Consider the following 16879-nt stretch of genomic DNA (forward strand, 5'->3'; position numbering starts at 1 on the left):
CAGATGGGGCGCCCCGGCCGGGGAACGGCTCAGTACTGCTCGGTCTCCACGAAACCGGCGTCCGCGTCGTCGTCCGCGCCGAAGGCGTCGGCGGCGGCCGTCGGGTCGAATCCGGGCGGGCTGTCCTTGAGCGCCAGGCCCATGCCGGCCAGCTTCGCCTTGACCTCGTCGATCGACTTCGCACCGAAGTTGCGGATGTCGAGCAGGTCCGCCTCGGAACGCGCCACGAGCTCACCCACGGAGTGGATGCCCTCGCGCTTGAGGCAGTTGTACGAACGGACCGTGAGCTCGAGCTCCTCGATCGGCAGCGCCAGATCGGCGGCGAGCGCGGCGTCCGTCGGCGACGGGCCCATGTCGATGCCCTCGGCGTCGATGTTGAGCTCGCGCGCCAGACCGAACAGCTCGACCAGGGTCTTACCGGCCGACGCCATGGCGTCACGGGGACGCATGGCCTGCTTGGTCTCGACGTCGACGATCAGCTTGTCGAAGTCGGTGCGCTGCTCGACACGGGTCGCCTCGACCTTGTACGTGACCTTGAGCACCGGCGAGTAGATGGAGTCGACCGGGATCCGGCCGATCTCCTGGCCCGCCTGCTTGTTCTGGACGGCGGAGACGTAGCCGCGACCGCGCTCGACGGTCAGCTCCATCTCCAGCTTGCCCTTGCCGTTCAGCGTGGCCAGGACCAGGTCCGGGTTGTGGACCTCGACACCGGCCGGCGGGGCGATGTCGGCGGCGGTGACCAGGCCGGGACCCTGCTTGCGCAGGTACATCACGACCGGCTCGTCGTGCTCCGAGGAGACGACCAGCTGCTTGATGTTGAGGATGAGGTCGGTGACGTCCTCCTTGACGCCCGGCACGGTGGTGAACTCGTGCAGGACACCGTCGATCCGGATGCTGGTGACAGCGGCACCGGGGATCGAGGAGAGGAGCGTGCGGCGCAGGGAGTTGCCGAGGGTGTAACCGAAGCCCGGCTCCAGCGGCTCGATCACGAACCGGGAGCGGAACTCGTCGACGACCTCTTCGGTCAGCGACGGACGCTGAGCGATAAGCATGTGGTGATCCTTCAGTCGTGGGCACCCGCTATTTGATGCCCGACAGATGAGACAAGGATACGGGCGGCACGCCCCCGAAGGGACATACCGCCCGCACCCGGCGCTACTGACGCACGGCCGTCACCGGCCGTGACGGATCAGACGCGGCGACGCTTCGGCGGACGGCAGCCGTTGTGCGGCGTCGGGGTGACGTCCTGGATCGAACCGACCTCGAGGCCCGTGGCCTGCAGGGAGCGGATCGCGGTCTCACGGCCGGAGCCGGGACCCTTGACGAAGACGTCGACCTTGCGCATGCCGTGCTCCTGCGCGCGGCGGGCGGCCGACTCGGCGGCCATCTGCGCGGCGAAGGGGGTGGACTTGCGCGAGCCCTTGAAGCCGACGTGGCCGGCGGAGGCCCAGGAGATCACGTTGCCCGAGGGGTCCGTGATCGAGACGATCGTGTTGTTGAACGTGCTCTTGATGTGGGCGTGCCCATGAGCGACGTTCTTCTTTTCCTTGCGACGCACCTTCTTGGCTGCGCCCTGACGACCCTTGGGGGGCATGTCTTGACTCCAGATGGAGAGGGGAGGTGATCGGTCCTACAGCGAAGACCGCTGGTTGCTGCGGAGGCCGGTGGGCCGGAGATCCGCAGTGCGTCCGCTGAGGACTACTTCTTGCCCGGCTTCTTCTTACCGGCGATGGCGCGACGCGGGCCCTTACGGGTACGCGCGTTCGTGCTGGTGCGCTGACCGTGGACCGGCAGACCGCGACGGTGCCGGATGCCCTGGTAGCAGCCGATCTCGATCTTGCGGCGGATGTCGCCCTGGATCTCGCGGCGAAGGTCACCCTCGGTGCGGAGGTTGGCGTCGACGTACTCGCGGATCTTGACCAGGTCCTCTTCGGCCAGGTCACGAACGCGGGCGTTCGGGTTCACGCCGGTGGTGGCGAGGATCTCCTTGGACCGGGTGCGCCCGATACCGAAGACGTAGGTGAGGGCAACCTCCACGCGCTTTTCGCGCGGGATGTCAACACCTGAAACGCGTGCCATTCAATGGCTCCAGTTGTTATTTCGGGGGTCTTCCGCAGCACCGCTCCCGAACGCCGACCCCACCCGTGAGGGGAGGTGGTACGCCCGGGTCCCCGGCCCCCGCCGGAGGTGTCGTCAGCCGAAGCGTGGACGGGCACTGCGTATGTACGTTTACGTGCGTCGCGCGAAAAGCTGCGAGATGCAGGTGGTCGTGCGTCAGCCCTGGCGCTGCTTGTGGCGCAGGTTGTCGCAGATGACCATGACCCGGCCGTGACGGCGGATCACCTTGCACTTGTCGCAGATCTTCTTGACGCTCGGCTTGACCTTCATGGGATGTCAGGTTCTCCGGGTCAGTGCCCTCACCGCGCCGTAGCAGCGGTGGCGGCAAGATCTACTTGTACCGGTAGACGATCCGGCCACGCGTCAGGTCGTACGGAGAGAGCTCCACCACTACCCGGTCATCGGGGAGGATACGGATGTAGTGCATCCGCATCTTGCCGCTGATGTGCGCGAGGACCTTGTGACCGTTCTGGAGTTCCACCTTGAACATGGCGTTCGGGAGGGACTCGATCACGGTGCCCTCAATTTCGATGGCACCTTGCTTCTTGGCCACGCTTCGCCCTTCGAATCGGCTACCTTGATCGACTTCGCACCGCCGCATGCGGACACACGGATGCACGAGAGCCGACGAGTCAGTCTACGTCAGCGGACTCCAAAAGACGAATCCGTCAAGTTTGCCCACTTACCCTGATCCTTAAGCCCTGACGGCGGCCCGGTCTACGGCCCGCCGCCCCGGCTCGCGCGGGGATCAGCCCAACGGGTCCGGCGCCGGCTCCACGCCGTACGGCGCGAGCCTGGCCCGGCCGCAGTCCGGGGACGTCAGGACCAGGGGCCCCTGCTCGGTCAGGGCGATCGAGTGTTCCCAGTGCGAGGACCAGCTGCCGTCCGTCGTGAGGACCGTCCACTCGTCGGAGAGGACCTTCGTCTGCGCCGTGCCCAGCGAGACCATGGGCTCGATGGCCAGGCAGACGCCCGGGACGAGCTTGATGCCCTTGCCCCGCTTGCGCGAGACGTAGTTCAGCAGGTGCGGGTCCATGTGCATCTCGGTGCCGATGCCGTGGCCGCCGTAGTCCTCGATGATCCCGTACTTGCCCGTCGCCGGACGCGGCTGGCGCCGGATGTAGGACTCGATCGCCTTCGAGATGTCGACGAGCCGGTTGTTCACCTTCATCGCGGCGATCCCGGCCCACATGGACTCCTCGGTCACCCGGGAGAGCTCGATGACCTCCGGGGCGTGACCGGTGCCCACGAAGGCGGTGTAGGCCGCGTCGCCGTGCCAGCCGTCGACGATCGCGCCGGCGTCGATCGAGATGATGTCACCGTCCTTGAGGACGGTCTTCTCGTCCGGGATGCCGTGCACCACGACGTCGTTGACCGACGTGCAGATCGTCGCGGGGAATCCGCCGTAGCCCAGGAAGTTCGACTTCGCGCCGTGATCGGCGATCACCTTGCGCGCGACCTCGTCGAGGTCCCTCGTGGTGGCTCCGGGGACGGCCGCCTCGCGCGTGGCGGCGTGAATGGCAGCGACCACCAGGCCCGCCTCGCGCATTTTCGCGATCTGCTCGGGGGTCTTGATCTGCACCATTGCGCGGCGCCTTTCTGCATGCGGAGGGGGACTGCGGCCGTACTCCACGATACGGCGCAAACAGTCGGCCGCGGCGCCCGAGGGCGCCGCGGCCGGCTGCGATGTGGTACGGGGGGATCAGCCCTCGTCGGACTTCTTGAGGGCGCCCATGGCCCGCTCGGTCACGTCCGTGACCTTGCCGAGCGCGGAGATCGTCACGACCAGGCCCTGGGCCCGGTAGTAGTCGATGATCGGTTCGGTCTGCGTGTGGTAGACCTCGAGACGGGTGCGGACCGTCTCCTCGGTGTCGTCGTCACGCTGGTACAGCTCGCCGCCGCACGAGTCGCAGACGCCTTCGGCCTTCGGGCGGGTTGTACGTCACGTGGTAGACGTGCGCGCTGTCGTTACGGCAGATGCGGCGGCCGGCGATGCGCTTGACCACCTCGTCCTCGGGGACCTCGAGGTCCAGGACCGCGTCCAGCTTGAGGCTCTCGCTCCGGAGCATCTCGTCGAGCGCCTCGGCCTGCCCCACGTTGCGGGGGAAGCCGTCCAGCAGGAAGCCGTTGACGGCGTCCGGCTGGGACATGCGGTCCTTGGCCATCGCGATGGTGACTTCGTCCGGCACCAGCTGTCCCGCGTCCATGTAGGCGCGGGCCTGCTTGCCAAGGTCGGTGCCCTGGCTGATGTTGGCGCGGAAGAGGTCGCCCGTGGAGATGTGCGGAATCGACAGATTCTGGGCAAGGTACGCAGCCTGCGTTCCCTTGCCGGCACCGGGCGGCCCGACGAGGACGATTCGCATCAGCGGAGGAACCCTTCGTAATTGCGCTGCTGGAGCTGACTCTCGATCTGCTTCACGGTCTCCAGACCCACACCCACGATGATCAGGATGCTCGTCCCGCCGAACGGGAAGTTCTGGTTCGCGCCACCGAAGCCCGCCAACGCCATCGTCGGCACAAGAGCGATCAGACCCAAGTACAGCGATCCCGGCCAAGTGATCCTGTTGAGCACGTAGCTCAGATACTCGGCAGTAGGTCGACCAGCCCGGATACCCGGGATGAAGCCACCATACTTCTTCATGTTGTCGGCGACTTCCTCGGGGTTGAACGAGATCGCCACGTAGAAGAACGCGAAGAACACGATCAACAGGAAGTACGTCGCGATGTAGTACGGGTGGTCGCCCTTGACGAAGTGGTTCTGGATCCAGGTCGCCCAGCCCGCGGTGGAGTTGGAGAACTGAACGATTAGAGCAGGGATGTAGAGCAGCGAAGAAGCGAAGATGACGGGAATCACACCCGCCTGGTTCACCTTGAGCGGGATGTACGTGGACGTACCACCGTACGACCGGCGCCCGATCATCCGCTTCGCGTACTGCACCGGGATGCGGCGCTGGGCCTGCTCGACGAAGACGACGAGACCCACCATCACGAAGCCGATCGCGATCACCGTGAAGAACTCGATCCAGCCGTCGGCCAGCTTGCCGCCCTCCTTGATGGCCCACAGGGCACCGGGGAAGCTGGCGGCGATCGAGATGAACATCAGGATCGACATTCCGTTGCCGATGCCGCGGTCGGTGATGAGCTCACCGAGCCACATGACGGCGGCGGTACCCGCGGTCATGGTGAGCACCATGACGACGGTCGTGAAGATCGACTGGTTCGGGACGATCTGGTCGGCGACCGGGCAGCCGCTGAACAGGGCGCCGCTGCGGGCGGTTGCCACCAGGCCGGTGCCCTGGAGGATGGCCAGCGCCACGGTCAGATAACGCGTGTACTGCGTGATCTTGGCCGTGCCCGACTGCCCCTCCTTCTTGAGGGCTTCCAGTCGGGGGATGACGACGGTCAGCAGTTGAAGAATGATGCTGGCCGTGATGTACGGCATGATTCCGAGCGCGAAGATCGTGATCTGCAGCAGTGCACCACCGCTGAACATGTTCACCAGGCCGAAGAGGCTGTTGTTGCCCTTACTTGCCTGATCAACACAAATCTGGACGTTCTCGTAGCTCACCCCCGGTACGGGAATGTGCGCACCGAGACGGTAGAGCACGATGATGCCGAGCGTGAAGAGCAGCTTCTTGCGCAGGTCGGGCGTCTTGAACGCCCGGGCGAACGCGGTGAGCACGGTGCCTCCTGCGACCCCCGCGCAAAAGCGTGAGGTGACGGTCTTGAGGATCGACGATTAGGTAACAGCCAAAGGAACCCCGGGCGTTTGCCCAGGACGTACCACAGCAAGTGCACGCCACCTTACCGGCGGACATGCCCCCCTAGGAACGACCAACCGGGGATGCCCCATATGAGAGGCATCCCCGGTCGGATGTTCAGGCCATCGCCCTGTCCGAGTTGTCTCAGACGAGTTCGGTGACGGTGCCGCCCGCGGCGGCAATCTTCTCCTTGGCGGAGCCGGAGACGGCGTCAACCGAAACCTGCAGCGCCACGGAGATCTCGCCCTGTCCGAGGACCTTGACGAGGTGGTTGTTACGCACAGCGCCCTTGGCGACCAGGTCGGCCACCGTGACCTCTCCACCCTCGGGGTAGAGCGTCGCGAGCTTGTCCAGGTTCACGACCTGGTACTCGGTGCGGAACGGGTTCTTGAAGCCCTTGAGCTTCGGGAGACGCATGTGGAGGGGCATCTGCCCACCCTCGAAGCGCTCCGGAACCTGGTAGCGAGCCTTCGTACCCTTGGTACCACGGCCTGCGGTCTTACCCTTGGACGCCTCACCACGACCCACACGGGTCTTGGCGGTCTTGGCGCCCGGGGCAGGCCGGAGGTTGTGGGCCTTCAGCGGGCTGTTCTCCGCCATATCAGTCAACCTCCTCAACCGTCACGAGGTGGCGGACGGTGTGAGCCATTCCGCGGAACTCGGGGCGGTCCTCCTTGACAACCACGTCGTTCAGGCGCTTGAGCCCGAGCGAACGCAGGGTGTCGCGGTGGTTCTGCTTGCTGCCGATGTACGACTTCGTCTGCGTGATCTTGAGGCGAGCCATTACGCACCCGCTCCCGCACGCGCACGGAGCAGAGCCGCGGGGGCGACGTCCTCGAGGGGCAGACCGCGGCGGGCCGCGATCTCCTCGGGACGCTGCAGGCCCTGGAGGGCCGCCACGGTCGCGTGCACGATGTTGATCGGGTTCGAAGAACCGAGCGACTTCGACAGGATGTCGTGAACGCCGGCGCACTCCAGAACGGCGCGCACCGGGCCACCCGCGATCACACCGGTACCGGGGGAAGCAGGCTTGAGCAGAACGACGCCCGCAGCCTTCTCGCCCTGGATCGGGTGAGGAATGGTGCCCTGGATACGCGGAACCTTGAAGAAGCTCTTCTTGGCCTCTTCGACGCCCTTGGCGATGGCCGCGGGAACTTCCTTGGCCTTGCCGTATCCGACACCGACGGTGCCGTCACCATCGCCCACCACGACCAGCGCGGTGAAGCTGAAGCGACGACCACCCTTCACAACCTTGGCGACGCGGTTGATCGCGACGACGCGCTCGACGTACGCGGTCTTCTCGGCGGCGCTGGCGCCACCGTCACGGCCCTTCCGGTCCCGCCGCTCGCCGCCACCGGCACCGCTTCCGCGGCGCTGGGGTCCAGCCATTGGATTTACCTCTCTCTGTTACGTCCGCTGTGCGTAGGAACCGGGGCTTAGAACTTCAGCCCGGCTTCACGGGCGGCGTCAGCCAGAGCGGCAATCCGCCCGGCGTACTGGTTGCCACCGCGGTCAAAGACGACGGCCTCGACGCCTGCGGCCTTGGCACGCTCGGCGACAAGTGCGCCGACCTGCTTGGCCAGAGTGCTCTTGTCACCCTCGCCGCCGCGGATGGAAGCGTCCAGGGTCGACGCCGACGCGAGCGTGTGGCCCGCGATGTCGTCGATGACCTGAGCCACCATGTGGCGGTTGGAACGCGTCACGACCAGGCGCGGACGCTCCGGCGAACCGGAGATGTGCTTCCGGACGCGGATGTGGCGGCGCTTGAGGGCGGCACGCTTGTAGGCGTCGCCCTTGGCGATCTTTACACCGTATGCCATGGCTTACTTACCCGCCTTTCCGACCTTGCGGCGGATAACCTCGCCGGCGTACTTGACGCCCTTGGCCTTGTACGGGTCAGGCTTCCGCAGCTTACGGATCTTCGCCGAGACCTCGCCGACCTTCTGCTTGTCGATGCCCTCGACGCTGAACTTCGTGGGCGACTCGACCTTGAAGGTGATGCCTTCGGGGGCCTCGATGAGGATCGGGTGGCTGTAGCCCAGGGCGAACTCCAGGTTGGAGCCCTTCGCCTGGACGCGGTAACCGACACCGCTGATCTCGAGCGCCTTGCTGTATCCCGCGGTCACGCCGGTGATCATGTTCGCCACCAGCGTGCGGGACAGGCCGTGGAGGGCCTTGTTCTGACGCTCGTCGTTCGGGCGGACGACGTTGAGCACGCCGTCCTCACCCTTGGTGACCTCGATCGGCGCTGCGACGGTGTGCGAGAGGGAACCCTTGGGGCCCTTCACCGCGACCGTGCGGCCATCGATGGTGACGTCCACACCGGCGGGAACCTGGATGGGGAGCTTGCCGATTCGCGACATGAGCTATTCCTCCGTTCCCGACTACCAGACGTAGGCGAGGACTTCCCCACCTACGCCCTTCTTGCTGGCCTGCTGGCCGGTCAGGAGACCGTGGGACGTGGAGATGATCGCCACGCCCAGGCCGCCGAGAACCTTCGGCAGGTTGGTGGACTTTGCGTACACACGCAGACCCGGCTTCGAAATGCGCTTGATGCCGGCGATCGAACGCTCGCGGTTGGGCCCGAACTTCAGCTCGAGAACGAGGCTCTTGCCGACCTCGGCGTCCTCGACCTTCCAGCCGGTGATGAAGCCCTCCTGCTGGAGGATCTCCGCGATGTGCGACTTGATCTTGCTGTGCGGCATTGCGACATCGTCGTGATACGCCGAGTTCGCGTTACGCAGACGCGTGAGCATGTCTGCGATGGGATCAGTCATGGTCATGAGTTGGCCTTCGGCCTCTCTCGCCGGGGTTTCCTGTATGTGCCATCCCTCTCCCCACTCAGTGGCGGGACGGGTGCGGCGCGGGGACCTACGGCGTAGTAAGTCGGTCTTGGGCGGCAGGCGCCCAACCATGCAAGCCTACGGCATACACGGCTGGGCTCCTGCCGACCAGATGCTTACCGAGAGTCTCCGGGTATTCCCAACGCCCAAAGGGCGAAGGAGAATTACCAGGAGCTCTTGGTCACGCCCGGCAGCTCGCCACGGTGAGCCATCTCACGAAGGCACACGCGGCACAGGCCGAACTTGCGGTAGACGGAGTGGGGCCGGCCGCAGCGCTGGCAGCGGGTGTACCCGCGCACGCCGAACTTCGGCTTACGGGCGGCCTTAGCGATCAGAGCCTTCTTCGCCACGGTCAGTTCTCCTTGAACGGGAAGCCGAGGTGACGAAGCAGGGCACGACCCTCGTCGTCGTTGGTCGCCGTGGTGACCACGGTGATGTCCATGCCCCGGACCCGGTCGATCTTGTCCTGGTCGATCTCGTGGAACATGACCTGCTCCGTGAGACCGAAGGTGTAGTTGCCACGGCCGTCGAACTGCTTCGGCGACAGGCCACGGAAGTCACGGATACGCGGAAGCGCGAGCGACAGCGTACGGTCCAGGAACTCCCACATGCGGTCACCACGGAGGGTGACGTGGCAGCCGATCGGCTGCCCCTCGCGCAGCTTGAACTGCGCGATCGACTTGCGGGCCTTGGTTACGGCCGGCTTCTGGCCGGTGATCGTGGTGAGGTCCCTGACGGCACCGTCGATCAGCTTGGAGTCGCGGGCGGCGTCGCCCACACCCATGTTGACCACGATCTTGACCAGACCGGGAACCTGCATGACGTTCTCGTACGAGAACTCCTCACGCAGCTTGCCGGCGATTTCCTCGCGGTAGCGCGTCTTGAGACGCGGCGCAGTGGTGGTCGTCATCAGATGTCCTCACCGGTCCGCTTGGCAACGCGGATCTTCTTGCCCTCGTCGTCGAAGCGGTAGCCGACGCGGGTGACGACCTTGTTGCCGTCCTTCTCCACGACCAGCTGAACGTTGCTGACGTGAATCGGGGCCTCGGTGGTGACGATGCCACCCGTCTGCGAGCCGCGAGCCGTCTGACCGGCCTTGGTGTGCTTCTTGACCCGGTTGACACCCTCGACGAGGACACGGTCCTGGGCGGGGAAGGCAACGATGACCTTGCCCTGCTTGCCCTTGTCCTTACCGGTGATGACCTGAACCAGGTCGCCCTTCTTGATCTTCATGCTTACAGCACCTCCGGCGCGAGCGAGATGATCTTCATGAACTTCTTCTCGCGCAGCTCTCGGCCCACGGGGCCGAAGATACGGGTGCCGCGGGGGTCGCCGTCGTTCTTGAGAATGACAGCGGCGTTCTCGTCGAAGCGGATGTACGAGCCATCCTGACGACGACGCTCCTTGACGGTGCGAACGATGACGGCCTTGACGACGTCACCCTTCTTCACGTTGCCACCGGGGATCGCGTCCTTGACGGTGGCGACGATGACGTCACCGATGCCCGCGTAGCGGCGACCCGAGCCACCGAGAACACGGATGGTGAGAATTTCCTTCGCACCCGTGTTGTCGGCGACGCGCAGTCGCGACTCCTGCTGGATCACGTCTATCTCCTGATCGTCTGCCGGTTCCCGGCAGGGGCTTCGGTGAGGAAGCCCCTGCCGAGCCTGGCGGAACTGTCCTGAGGGGAGACCCCCTCAGGGATTACTTGGCCTTCTCGAGGATTTCGACGATGCGCCAGCGCTTGGTGGCGGACAGCGGACGCGTCTCCATGATGATGACGCGGTCGCCGACGCCTGCAGCGTTCTGCTCGTCGTGGGCCTTGAGCTTGTTCGTACGGCGGATGACCTTGCCGTACAGCGCGTGCTTGACGCGGTCCTCGACAGCGACGACGACGGTCTTGTCCATCTTGTCGCTGACGACCAGACCCTCACGGGTCTTGCGGAAACCGCGGTCGGTGTTCGTCTCAGTCACAGTCTTCTCGCTCATCAGGCGCTCTCCACCGTCTCGATGCCCAGCTCGCGCTCACGCATCAGGGTGTAGATCCGGGCGATGTCCTTACGGACGGACTTGAGCCGACCGTGGTTCTCGAGCTGTCCCGTCGCCGCCTGGAAGCGGAGGTTGAACAGCTCTTCCTTGGCCTCGCGGAGCTTGTCGAGAAGCTCCTCGCCGCCCAGCTCGCGCAGCTCGGACGCCTTGGTACCGGCCGACATCACGACTCACCTGCCTCGCGCCGAACGATCCGGCACTTCATCGGAAGCTTGTGAGCAGCGCGGGTGAGCGCCTCACGAGCAATCTTCTCGTTCGGGTAGGACAGCTCGAACATCACCCGTCCGGGCTTGACGTTCGCGATCCACCACTCGGGAGAACCCTTACCGGAACCCATGCGGGTCTCGGCAGGCTTCTTCGTCAGCGGGCGGTCCGGGTAGATGTTGATCCAGACCTTGCCGCCACGCTTGATGTGGCGGGTCATCGCGATACGAGCTGCCTCGATCTGGCGGTTCGTCACGTACGCCGGGGTCAGCGCCTGGATGCCGTACTCGCCGAACGCAACCTGCGTGCCACCCTTGGACATACCGCTGCGCTTCGGGTGGTGCTGCTTGCGGTGCTTGACCCTACGGGGGATCAGCATTTCGGTCAGGCCTCCGTTCCGGTGCTCTCAGCCGGAGCAGCGGCGACGGGAGCGTCGGCCTTGGGGGCCTCTGCTGCCGGCGCGGACTGCTGCGGCTTACGGCCGCGACCGCCACGCTCGCCACCACTACGGCCACCGCGGCCGGCCGGGCGGTCAGCGCCGCCACGAGCCGGACGGTTGCCGGCGCGAGCCGCTGCGTTCTCGGCGCGGACCTCGGCGATGTTCTTGACGTCGCCCTTGTAGATCCAGACCTTCACGCCGATGCGGCCGAAGGTCGTCTTGGCCTCGAAGAAGCCGTAGTCGACGTTCGCACGGAGCGTGTGCAGGGGCACGCGGCCCTCGCGGTAGAACTCCGAGCGGGACATCTCGGCGCCGCCGAGGCGGCCACCGCACTGGATCTTGATGCCCTTGGCGCCGGCCTTCATCGTGCTCTGCATGCTCTTACGCATGGCACGACGGAAGGAGACGCGGGAGGAGAGCTGCTCGGCGACGGCCTGGGCCACCAGCTGAGCGTCCACCTCGGGGTTCTTGACCTCGAGGATGTTCAGCTGGACCTGCTTGCCGGTCAGCTTCTCCAGCTCGCCACGGATGCGGTCGGCCTCGGCGCCACGGCGACCGATGACGATGCCCGGGCGGGCGGTGTGGATGTCCACGCGGACGCGGTCACGGGTGCGCTCGATCTCCACCTTGGAGATGCCGGCCCGCTCCATGCCCTTCGTCATCATGCGACGAATGGCAACGTCTTCCTTGACGTAGTCCTTGTACAGCTTGTCGGCGTACCAACGGGACTTGAAGTCCGTGGTAATGCCGAGCCGGAACCCATGCGGGTTAACCTTCTGGCCCATTACCGGGTTCCTTCCTTGCTGCTGACGACCACGGTGATGTGGCTGGTCCGCTTACGGATCCGGTAGGCACGGCCCTGAGCACGCGGTCGGAACCGCTTCAGGGTCGGGCCCTCGTCCACGTACGCCTCGCTGATGACCAGCGAAGTGGCGTCGGTGTGGTCGTAGTTGTGTGCAGCGTTGGCGATGGCGCTGTCAAGCACCTTGCCAACCGGCACGCTCGCGGCCTGCGGGGCGAAACGCAGGACCGCCTGAGCCTCCGTGGCGTCCATGCCACGGATGAGGTCCACCACGCGGCGGGCCTTCATGGGCGTGACGCGGATGTACCGCGCCTGGGCCCTGGCTTCCATGGTTGTCCCTTCGGTGTAAGTCATAGTCGTTTCCACCCCGCGGTTAGCGGCGCTTCGACTTCCGGTCGTCCTTGACGTGGCCGCGGAAGGTGCGAGTCGGCGAGAACTCGCCGAGCTTGTGGCCGACCATCGACTCGGTGACGAACACCGGGACGTGGATCTTGCCGTTGTGCACCGCGATGGTGTGACCCAGCATTGCCGGGACGATCATCGAGCGACGGGACCAGGTCTTGATGACGTTCTTGGTGCCTGCCTCGTTCTGTACGTCCACCTTCTTGATGAGGTGGCCGTCGACGAAGGGCCCCTTCTTGAGACTGCGCGGCATCTAAACCCGCTCCTAGCGCTTCTTGTTCGTCTTGCGGCGGCGGACGATGTACTTGCTCGATGCCTTCTTCGGCGAGCGAGTACGACCCTCCTTCTGACCCCACGGCGAGACCGGGTGACGTCCACCGGAGGTCTTGCCTTCACCACCACCGTGCGGGTGGTCAACCGGGTTCATCGCGACACCGCGGACGGTCGGGCGGACGCCCTTCCAGCGCATGCGGCCGGCCTTGCCCCAGTTGATGTTCGACTGCTCGGCGTTGCCGACCTCGCCGATGGTGGCGCGGCAGCGGGCGTCGACCAGCCGGATCTCACCGGACGGCATACGAAGGTGGGCCATCGTGCCCTCCTTCGCCAGCAGCTGCACGGAGGCACCCGCGGAACGGGCGAACTTCGCGCCGCCGCCGGGCCGCAGCTCGATGGCGTGGATGGTCGTACCGACCGGGATGTTGCGCAGCGCCAGGTTGTTGCCCGGCTTGATGTCTGCGGTCGGACCGTTCTCGACACGGTCACCCTGCGTCAGACCACGGGGGGCGACGATGTAACGCTTCTCGCCGTCCGCGTAGTGCAGCAGCGCGATGCGCGCGGTGCGGTTCGGGTCGTACTCGATGTGCGCGACCTTGGCCGGCACGCCGTCCTTGTCGTGACGACGGAAGTCGATCACTCGGTAGGCGCGCTTGTGGCCACCGCCCTGGTGGCGAACGGTCACACGACCGGCGTTGTTACGGCCGCCCTTGCTGTGCAGGGGGCGGACCAGCGACTTCTCCGGCGTGGACCGCGTGATCTCGACAAAGTCGGCGACGCTGGAGCCACGACGGCCCGGGGTCGTCGGCTTGTACTTGCGGATACCCATTTCTCAGTCCTCGTCCGATTCCGGACGACTCGACCCCGTTAGGAGGTCGGGCCGCCGAAGATGTCGATACGGTCGCCCTCGGCGAGGGTCACGATGGCGCGCTTGGTGTCAGCGCGCTTGCCGAAGCCGGTCTTGGTGCGCTTGCGCTTGCCCTGCCGGTTGATCGTGTTGACCCCGGTGACCTTGACCGAGAAGACCGCTTCCACGGCCTGCTTGATCTGGGTCTTGTTGGAGCCGGGCGCGACGATGAACGTGTACTTGTTCTCGTCGAGCAGCGCGTAGCTCTTCTCGGAGACAACCGGCTTGACGAGAACGTCGCGCGGGTCCGAGTAGGTCTTGCTCGTGATGGTCGAGCTGGTGACGGTCGCCTCACTCATCAGGCGGCGCTCCCTTCGGTCTCAGCGGTCTGGGGGCCAGACACGAAGGACTCGAAAGCGGCCTGGGTGAAGACCACGTCGTCAGAGACGATCACGTCGTACGTGTTCAGCTGGCCCGGCTCCAGGATGTGCACCTGGGGCAGGTTGCGCGCGGACAGCCACGCGGCCTCGTCGGCACGCTCGACGACCAGGAGCAGGTTGCTGCGCTCCGAGATCTTGCCGAGCAGCGTCTTGGCGGCCTTGGTGGAGATCCCACCCTCGACCACGCCGGTGACGACGTGGATGCGGGAGTGACGCGCCCGGTCCGAGAGGGCACCGCGCAGGGCGGCGGCCTTCATCTTCTTCGGGGTGCGCTGCGAGTAGTCACGCGGCTGCGGGCCGTGGACGACGCCACCGCCGGCGAACTGCGGCGCACGGGTCGAACCCTGGCGCGCGCGGCCGGTGCCCTTCTGGCGGTACGGCTTGCGCCCACCACCACGGACTTCGCCGCGGGTCTTGGTCTTGTGCGTGCCCTGACGGGCAGCAGCCAGCTGTGCGACGACGACCTGGTGGATCAGCGGAACGCTGGTCTTCGCGTCGAAGATCTCCGCGGGGAGCTCGACGGTACCGGCCTTGTCGCCTGCCGGCGAAAGGATGTCAATGGTGCTCATTACCTCAAGCCCCCTTGGCCGCGGTACGGACCAGGACGAGGCCGCCGTTCGGACCGGGGACCGCGCCCTTGATGAGCAGCAGACCCTTCTCCGCGTCAACCGCGTGGATGGTCAGGTTCTGGGTGGTGACGCGCTCGTTGCCCATCCGGCCGGCCATGCGCATGCCCTTGAAGACACGCCCAGGGGTGGCGCAGCCACCGATCGAACCGGGGGAGCGGTGCTTGCGCTGGACGCCGTGACCGGCGCCGAGGCCCTTGAAGTTGTGACGCTTCATGACACCGGCGAAGCCCTTGCCCTTGCTGTTGCCCGTGACGTCAACCTTGACGCCGGACTCGAACACCTCGGCAGTGACCTCCTGGCCCAGCGTGTACTCGCTGGCGTCAGGGGTGCGGAGCTCCACCAGGTGGCGGCGCGGGGTGACGTCGGCCTTGGCGAAGTGACCCTTGAGGGGCTTGTTCACCTTGCGCGGGTCGATCTCGCCGAAGGCGATCTGGACCGACTCGTAGCCGTCGCTGTCGTTGGTGCGGACCTGGGTGACGACACAGGGCCCGGCCTTGACGACGGTCACCGGGACAACCCGGTTGTTCTCGTCCCAGACCTGGGTCATGCCGAGCTTCTCGCCCAGGACGCCCTTAATGTTCTTTGCCATCTCGCGCGTCACCTCAGAGCTTGATCTCGATGTCGACGCCTGCCGGCAGGTCGAGGCGCATGAGCGAGTCAACCGTCTTCGGCGTGGGGTCGAGGATGTCGATGAGGCGCTTGTGCGTGCGCATCTCGAAGTGCTCGCGCGAGTCCTTGTACTTGTGCGGCGACTTGATGACGCAGTACACGTTCTTCTCAGTGGGCAGCGGCACCGGGCCTGCGACCGACGCACCAGTGCGGGTCACCGTCTCGACGATCTTCTTCGCCGAGGAGTCGATGACCTCGTGGTCGTAGGCCTTGAGCCGGATGCGGATCTTCTGTCCCGCCATGGCTACTAGTAGTCCTGTCTCTCAATCACGCTCTGGCTCCCGGGAGTTCTCTTAACTTCACCTCCGACCCACGCGGTCGGGCGTGTCGCATCCCCTCTACGAAGAAGTCCCGAAGGAATTCCCAACCAAGGGGGTGCGGGCCGAAACCGCGCTGTGCTCACTCAAGAGCGTCGGGGGTGAAACCCCACCGGGTGCCTGGTCAGTGCCCCACTGACGCTTCCCGAAAGATTCCCGTACGTCCGGCCCTAGGGGCCGACGAGTACTGTGGGACTCGCTTCCGGTCCTCCCGGCGGGAGGCGCGCAGCATTGACACTCAACCGAGCAACCTGGCTAGTGTGCCACACGGCTCCACGGCCTGGCCAATCGGGTCGAAGATCTTACCCCTGACGAGGGACCGGTCAAACACGGGCGCCCTTCGCCGGCACGCGCCCGTCGAGCCGGTACGACGGCACACGGGCTCCCCGCGGGCCCCGGAAGATCGCCTGGAAGAATCCGGCCATGTCTCCCACGCACACCGTCGCGGGCCTGGGCCTGCGGCCGGCCGCGCCCGAGGACCTCGAGGTCATGACCGAGTTGCGCGCCCTCGTGATGCGCCCCGACCTGGAACGCCTGGGCCGGTACGACGAGCACCGGGTCCGGCAGCGCCTGAGGGACGCCTACGCACCCGAGCACACCACGATCGTGGAGGAGGCGGACGGAACCCTGGCGGGATGCGTCACCCTTCGCCCCTCCGGGGACTGCTGGTGGCTGGAGAACTTCTACCTCGCCCCGGGACTCCACGGCGCGGGCATCGGCACGGCGGTCCTGCGGACCCTCCTGGCCCGTGCGGACGCCGAGGGCGTGCAGGTCCGCCTCCAGGTACTCCAGGGCAGCTCCGCCCGCCGGCTGTACGAACGCCACGGCTTCATCCGGGAACGCGAGGACCCTGTCGACGTGTACATGGTGCGCGCGCCCGTCGGCTGAGCCGTCCCCGGCCCGGACGGTCGGCGGCGAAGCGGTGCCCGGCCCTCGCGGCCCGCGCGGGCGGCCGGCCCCGGGTCGAGGGGCTCACACCGGCACGACCCCCGTTCCCTCCACAGGGGGTGGAGCGCGGTGGCGGCGCGAGTCTTGGCCGCACGTCCACCGCTCTGACATCATGAGCAACCGGAACGCTGCTCCGTT

At 66.1% G+C, this 16879-nt stretch carries 29 protein-coding genes and 1 pseudogene; 1 reads left to right on the forward strand and 29 read right to left on the reverse strand.

The annotated features are described in order from the left end of the window. Positions 1-29: 29 nt before the first annotated feature. The 29 genes and pseudogenes from QFZ58_RS14945 to rpsJ all read right to left on the reverse strand — a co-directional run bounded on the left by QFZ58_RS14945 (position 30) and on the right by rpsJ (position 15718). Entirely contained in the window at positions 30-1052 is a 1023-nt protein-coding gene (locus QFZ58_RS14945) for a DNA-directed RNA polymerase subunit alpha (protein WP_024755423.1), read from the reverse strand. A 137-nt stretch (positions 1053-1189) separates the two neighbouring features. Next, the gene (gene rpsK, locus QFZ58_RS14950; protein ID WP_003956432.1) at positions 1190-1594 is read right to left on the reverse strand and encodes a 30S ribosomal protein S11; all 405 of its coding nucleotides are present in this window, start codon (positions 1592-1594) and stop codon (positions 1190-1192) included. 104 nt (positions 1595-1698) lie between these two features. Continuing rightward, positions 1699-2079 carry a 30S ribosomal protein S13 gene (gene rpsM / locus QFZ58_RS14955; protein ID WP_307125430.1) on the reverse strand — a complete coding sequence of 127 codons (381 nt, stop codon included), beginning with the start codon at positions 2077-2079 and terminating at the stop codon, positions 1699-1701. Between the two features lie 195 nt (positions 2080-2274). Next, a complete protein-coding gene (gene rpmJ, locus QFZ58_RS14960; protein ID WP_003956441.1) occupies positions 2275-2388 on the reverse strand; it encodes a 50S ribosomal protein L36 in 114 nt (37 codons plus the stop codon). 61 nt (positions 2389-2449) lie between these two features. After that, positions 2450-2671 carry a translation initiation factor IF-1 gene (gene infA, locus QFZ58_RS14965; RefSeq protein ID WP_003956442.1) on the reverse strand — a complete coding sequence of 74 codons (222 nt, stop codon included), beginning with the start codon at positions 2669-2671 and terminating at the stop codon, positions 2450-2452. Positions 2672-2866: 195 nt separating this feature from the next. Then, on the reverse strand, positions 2867-3703 hold the full coding sequence (map, locus tag QFZ58_RS14970) for a type I methionyl aminopeptidase (RefSeq protein ID WP_307125431.1): 837 nt from the start codon (positions 3701-3703) through the stop codon (positions 2867-2869). A 117-nt stretch (positions 3704-3820) separates the two neighbouring features. Next, positions 3821-4481, reverse strand: a pseudogene (locus QFZ58_RS14975) (adenylate kinase). Further along, positions 4481-5800 carry a preprotein translocase subunit SecY gene (gene secY / locus QFZ58_RS14980; protein ID WP_307125432.1) on the reverse strand — a complete coding sequence of 440 codons (1320 nt, stop codon included), beginning with the start codon at positions 5798-5800 and terminating at the stop codon, positions 4481-4483. The pseudogene QFZ58_RS14975 and the gene secY overlap by 1 nt, the downstream one beginning before the upstream one ends. Positions 5801-6023: 223 nt before the next feature. Beyond that, positions 6024-6479 carry a 50S ribosomal protein L15 gene (gene rplO, locus QFZ58_RS14985; protein ID WP_014047794.1) on the reverse strand — a complete coding sequence of 152 codons (456 nt, stop codon included), beginning with the start codon at positions 6477-6479 and terminating at the stop codon, positions 6024-6026. Between the two features lies 1 nt (position 6480). Beyond that, entirely contained in the window at positions 6481-6663 is a 183-nt protein-coding gene (gene rpmD / locus QFZ58_RS14990; RefSeq protein WP_030914154.1) for a 50S ribosomal protein L30, read from the reverse strand. Next, positions 6663-7268, reverse strand: coding sequence for a 30S ribosomal protein S5 (gene rpsE, locus QFZ58_RS14995; RefSeq protein WP_056796577.1), 606 nt, complete (start codon positions 7266-7268; stop codon positions 6663-6665). The genes rpmD and rpsE overlap by 1 nt, the downstream gene beginning before the upstream one ends. 47 nt (positions 7269-7315) lie before the next feature. Beyond that, positions 7316-7699: a 50S ribosomal protein L18 gene (gene rplR, locus QFZ58_RS15000; RefSeq protein WP_069171153.1), complete on the reverse strand. Its 384-nt coding sequence runs from the start codon at positions 7697-7699 to the stop codon at positions 7316-7318. Positions 7700-7702: 3 nt separating this feature from the next. Beyond that, positions 7703-8242, reverse strand: coding sequence for a 50S ribosomal protein L6 (rplF, locus tag QFZ58_RS15005; protein ID WP_147959075.1), 540 nt, complete (start codon positions 8240-8242; stop codon positions 7703-7705). A 21-nt stretch (positions 8243-8263) separates the two neighbouring features. Beyond that, positions 8264-8662, reverse strand: a complete 399-nt coding sequence (gene rpsH / locus QFZ58_RS15010; RefSeq protein WP_014154584.1) for a 30S ribosomal protein S8 — start codon at positions 8660-8662, stop codon at positions 8264-8266. Between the two features lie 224 nt (positions 8663-8886). Further along, entirely contained in the window at positions 8887-9072 is a 186-nt protein-coding gene (locus QFZ58_RS15015) for a type Z 30S ribosomal protein S14 (protein ID WP_003948630.1), read from the reverse strand. Positions 9073-9074: 2 nt separating this feature from the next. Next, a complete protein-coding gene (gene rplE, locus QFZ58_RS15020; protein ID WP_014047789.1) occupies positions 9075-9632 on the reverse strand; it encodes a 50S ribosomal protein L5 in 558 nt (185 codons plus the stop codon). Continuing rightward, complete coding sequence (gene rplX / locus QFZ58_RS15025) at positions 9632-9955, reverse strand: 50S ribosomal protein L24 (protein WP_014047788.1); 324 nt, start codon at positions 9953-9955, stop codon at positions 9632-9634. Before rplX ends, rplE begins: the two co-directional genes overlap by 1 nt. A 2-nt stretch (positions 9956-9957) precedes the next feature. Further along, complete coding sequence (gene rplN / locus QFZ58_RS15030; protein WP_003966950.1) at positions 9958-10326, reverse strand: 50S ribosomal protein L14; 369 nt, start codon at positions 10324-10326, stop codon at positions 9958-9960. 100 nt (positions 10327-10426) lie between these two features. Beyond that, positions 10427-10711: a 30S ribosomal protein S17 gene (gene rpsQ, locus QFZ58_RS15035; RefSeq protein WP_031096375.1), complete on the reverse strand. Its 285-nt coding sequence runs from the start codon at positions 10709-10711 to the stop codon at positions 10427-10429. After that, positions 10711-10935, reverse strand: a complete 225-nt coding sequence (gene rpmC / locus QFZ58_RS15040; protein WP_307125433.1) for a 50S ribosomal protein L29 — start codon at positions 10933-10935, stop codon at positions 10711-10713. Before rpmC ends, rpsQ begins: the two co-directional genes overlap by 1 nt. Next, a complete protein-coding gene (gene rplP, locus QFZ58_RS15045) occupies positions 10935-11354 on the reverse strand; it encodes a 50S ribosomal protein L16 (RefSeq protein WP_014047785.1) in 420 nt (139 codons plus the stop codon). Before rplP ends, rpmC begins: the two co-directional genes overlap by 1 nt. A 5-nt stretch (positions 11355-11359) precedes the next feature. Then, complete coding sequence (rpsC, locus tag QFZ58_RS15050) at positions 11360-12199, reverse strand: 30S ribosomal protein S3 (RefSeq protein WP_307125434.1); 840 nt, start codon at positions 12197-12199, stop codon at positions 11360-11362. Next, complete coding sequence (gene rplV, locus QFZ58_RS15055; RefSeq protein WP_307128872.1) at positions 12199-12546, reverse strand: 50S ribosomal protein L22; 348 nt, start codon at positions 12544-12546, stop codon at positions 12199-12201. The genes rpsC and rplV overlap by 1 nt, the downstream gene beginning before the upstream one ends. A gap of 43 nt (positions 12547-12589) precedes the next feature. Continuing rightward, positions 12590-12871 carry a 30S ribosomal protein S19 gene (gene rpsS, locus QFZ58_RS15060; RefSeq protein ID WP_003966956.1) on the reverse strand — a complete coding sequence of 94 codons (282 nt, stop codon included), beginning with the start codon at positions 12869-12871 and terminating at the stop codon, positions 12590-12592. Positions 12872-12883: 12 nt separating this feature from the next. After that, positions 12884-13720, reverse strand: coding sequence for a 50S ribosomal protein L2 (gene rplB / locus QFZ58_RS15065; RefSeq protein ID WP_307125435.1), 837 nt, complete (start codon positions 13718-13720; stop codon positions 12884-12886). A gap of 38 nt (positions 13721-13758) precedes the next feature. After that, positions 13759-14097, reverse strand: a complete 339-nt coding sequence (gene rplW / locus QFZ58_RS15070; protein ID WP_031096361.1) for a 50S ribosomal protein L23 — start codon at positions 14095-14097, stop codon at positions 13759-13761. After that, on the reverse strand, positions 14097-14747 hold the full coding sequence (rplD, locus tag QFZ58_RS15075) for a 50S ribosomal protein L4 (RefSeq protein WP_069171157.1): 651 nt from the start codon (positions 14745-14747) through the stop codon (positions 14097-14099). The genes rplW and rplD overlap by 1 nt, the downstream gene beginning before the upstream one ends. A 4-nt stretch (positions 14748-14751) precedes the next feature. Continuing rightward, positions 14752-15396, reverse strand: a complete 645-nt coding sequence (gene rplC, locus QFZ58_RS15080) for a 50S ribosomal protein L3 (RefSeq protein WP_069172055.1) — start codon at positions 15394-15396, stop codon at positions 14752-14754. Positions 15397-15409: 13 nt separating this feature from the next. Next, a complete protein-coding gene (gene rpsJ, locus QFZ58_RS15085) occupies positions 15410-15718 on the reverse strand; it encodes a 30S ribosomal protein S10 (RefSeq protein ID WP_003948644.1) in 309 nt (102 codons plus the stop codon). Between the two features lie 498 nt (positions 15719-16216). Here rpsJ and QFZ58_RS15090 point away from each other — a divergent pair, with 498 nt between their 5' ends. Then, on the forward strand, positions 16217-16681 hold the full coding sequence (locus QFZ58_RS15090; protein WP_307125436.1) for a GNAT family N-acetyltransferase: 465 nt from the start codon (positions 16217-16219) through the stop codon (positions 16679-16681). The last annotated feature ends 198 nt before the right edge of the window (positions 16682-16879 follow it).

Origin of the sequence: Streptomyces sp. B1I3 (assembly GCF_030816615.1) — a bacterium.
In the GTDB taxonomy this organism is placed as follows: domain Bacteria; phylum Actinomycetota; class Actinomycetes; order Streptomycetales; family Streptomycetaceae; genus Streptomyces.

Excerpts from the sequence above, each read along its gene's own strand:
- rpsK (WP_003956432.1), bottom strand. The coding sequence starts at position 1,594 with ATGCCCCCCAAGGGTCGTCAGGGCGCAGCCAAGAAGGTGCGTCGCAAG.
- rplF (WP_147959075.1), bottom strand. The coding sequence starts at position 8,242 with ATGTCGCGAATCGGCAAGCTCCCCATCCAGGTTCCCGCCGGTGTGGAC.
- rplV (WP_307128872.1), bottom strand. The coding sequence starts at position 12,546 with ATGGAAGCCAGGGCCCAGGCGCGGTACATCCGCGTCACGCCCATGAAG.
- rplP (WP_014047785.1), bottom strand. The coding sequence starts at position 11,354 with ATGCTGATCCCCCGTAGGGTCAAGCACCGCAAGCAGCACCACCCGAAG.
- rplW (WP_031096361.1), bottom strand. The coding sequence starts at position 14,097 with ATGAGTGAGGCGACCGTCACCAGCTCGACCATCACGAGCAAGACCTAC.
- rpsQ (WP_031096375.1), bottom strand. The coding sequence starts at position 10,711 with ATGAGCGAGAAGACTGTGACTGAGACGAACACCGACCGCGGTTTCCGC.
- rpsC (WP_307125434.1), bottom strand. The coding sequence starts at position 12,199 with ATGGGCCAGAAGGTTAACCCGCATGGGTTCCGGCTCGGCATTACCACG.
- rpmD (WP_030914154.1), bottom strand. The coding sequence starts at position 6,663 with ATGGCTCGCCTCAAGATCACGCAGACGAAGTCGTACATCGGCAGCAAG.
- rpmC (WP_307125433.1), bottom strand. The coding sequence starts at position 10,935 with ATGTCGGCCGGTACCAAGGCGTCCGAGCTGCGCGAGCTGGGCGGCGAG.
- rpsS (WP_003966956.1), bottom strand. The coding sequence starts at position 12,871 with ATGCCGCGCAGTCTCAAGAAGGGGCCCTTCGTCGACGGCCACCTCATC.
- rplB (WP_307125435.1), bottom strand. The coding sequence starts at position 13,720 with ATGGGTATCCGCAAGTACAAGCCGACGACCCCGGGCCGTCGTGGCTCC.
- rplD (WP_069171157.1), bottom strand. The coding sequence starts at position 14,747 with ATGAGCACCATTGACATCCTTTCGCCGGCAGGCGACAAGGCCGGTACC.
- rplX (WP_014047788.1), bottom strand. The coding sequence starts at position 9,955 with ATGAAGATCAAGAAGGGCGACCTGGTTCAGGTCATCACCGGTAAGGAC.
- rplR (WP_069171153.1), bottom strand. The coding sequence starts at position 7,699 with ATGGCATACGGTGTAAAGATCGCCAAGGGCGACGCCTACAAGCGTGCC.
- rpmJ (WP_003956441.1), bottom strand. The coding sequence starts at position 2,388 with ATGAAGGTCAAGCCGAGCGTCAAGAAGATCTGCGACAAGTGCAAGGTG.
- rplO (WP_014047794.1), bottom strand. The coding sequence starts at position 6,479 with ATGGCGGAGAACAGCCCGCTGAAGGCCCACAACCTCCGGCCTGCCCCG.
- QFZ58_RS14945 (WP_024755423.1), bottom strand. The coding sequence starts at position 1,052 with ATGCTTATCGCTCAGCGTCCGTCGCTGACCGAAGAGGTCGTCGACGAG.
- map (WP_307125431.1), bottom strand. The coding sequence starts at position 3,703 with ATGGTGCAGATCAAGACCCCCGAGCAGATCGCGAAAATGCGCGAGGCG.
- rpsM (WP_307125430.1), bottom strand. The coding sequence starts at position 2,079 with ATGGCACGCGTTTCAGGTGTTGACATCCCGCGCGAAAAGCGCGTGGAG.
- rpsH (WP_014154584.1), bottom strand. The coding sequence starts at position 8,662 with ATGACCATGACTGATCCCATCGCAGACATGCTCACGCGTCTGCGTAAC.
- rplC (WP_069172055.1), bottom strand. The coding sequence starts at position 15,396 with ATGGCAAAGAACATTAAGGGCGTCCTGGGCGAGAAGCTCGGCATGACC.
- rpsJ (WP_003948644.1), bottom strand. The coding sequence starts at position 15,718 with ATGGCGGGACAGAAGATCCGCATCCGGCTCAAGGCCTACGACCACGAG.
- rplE (WP_014047789.1), bottom strand. The coding sequence starts at position 9,632 with ATGACGACCACCACTGCGCCGCGTCTCAAGACGCGCTACCGCGAGGAA.
- rpsE (WP_056796577.1), bottom strand. The coding sequence starts at position 7,268 with ATGGCTGGACCCCAGCGCCGCGGAAGCGGTGCCGGTGGCGGCGAGCGG.
- QFZ58_RS15090 (WP_307125436.1), top strand. The coding sequence starts at position 16,217 with ATGTCTCCCACGCACACCGTCGCGGGCCTGGGCCTGCGGCCGGCCGCG.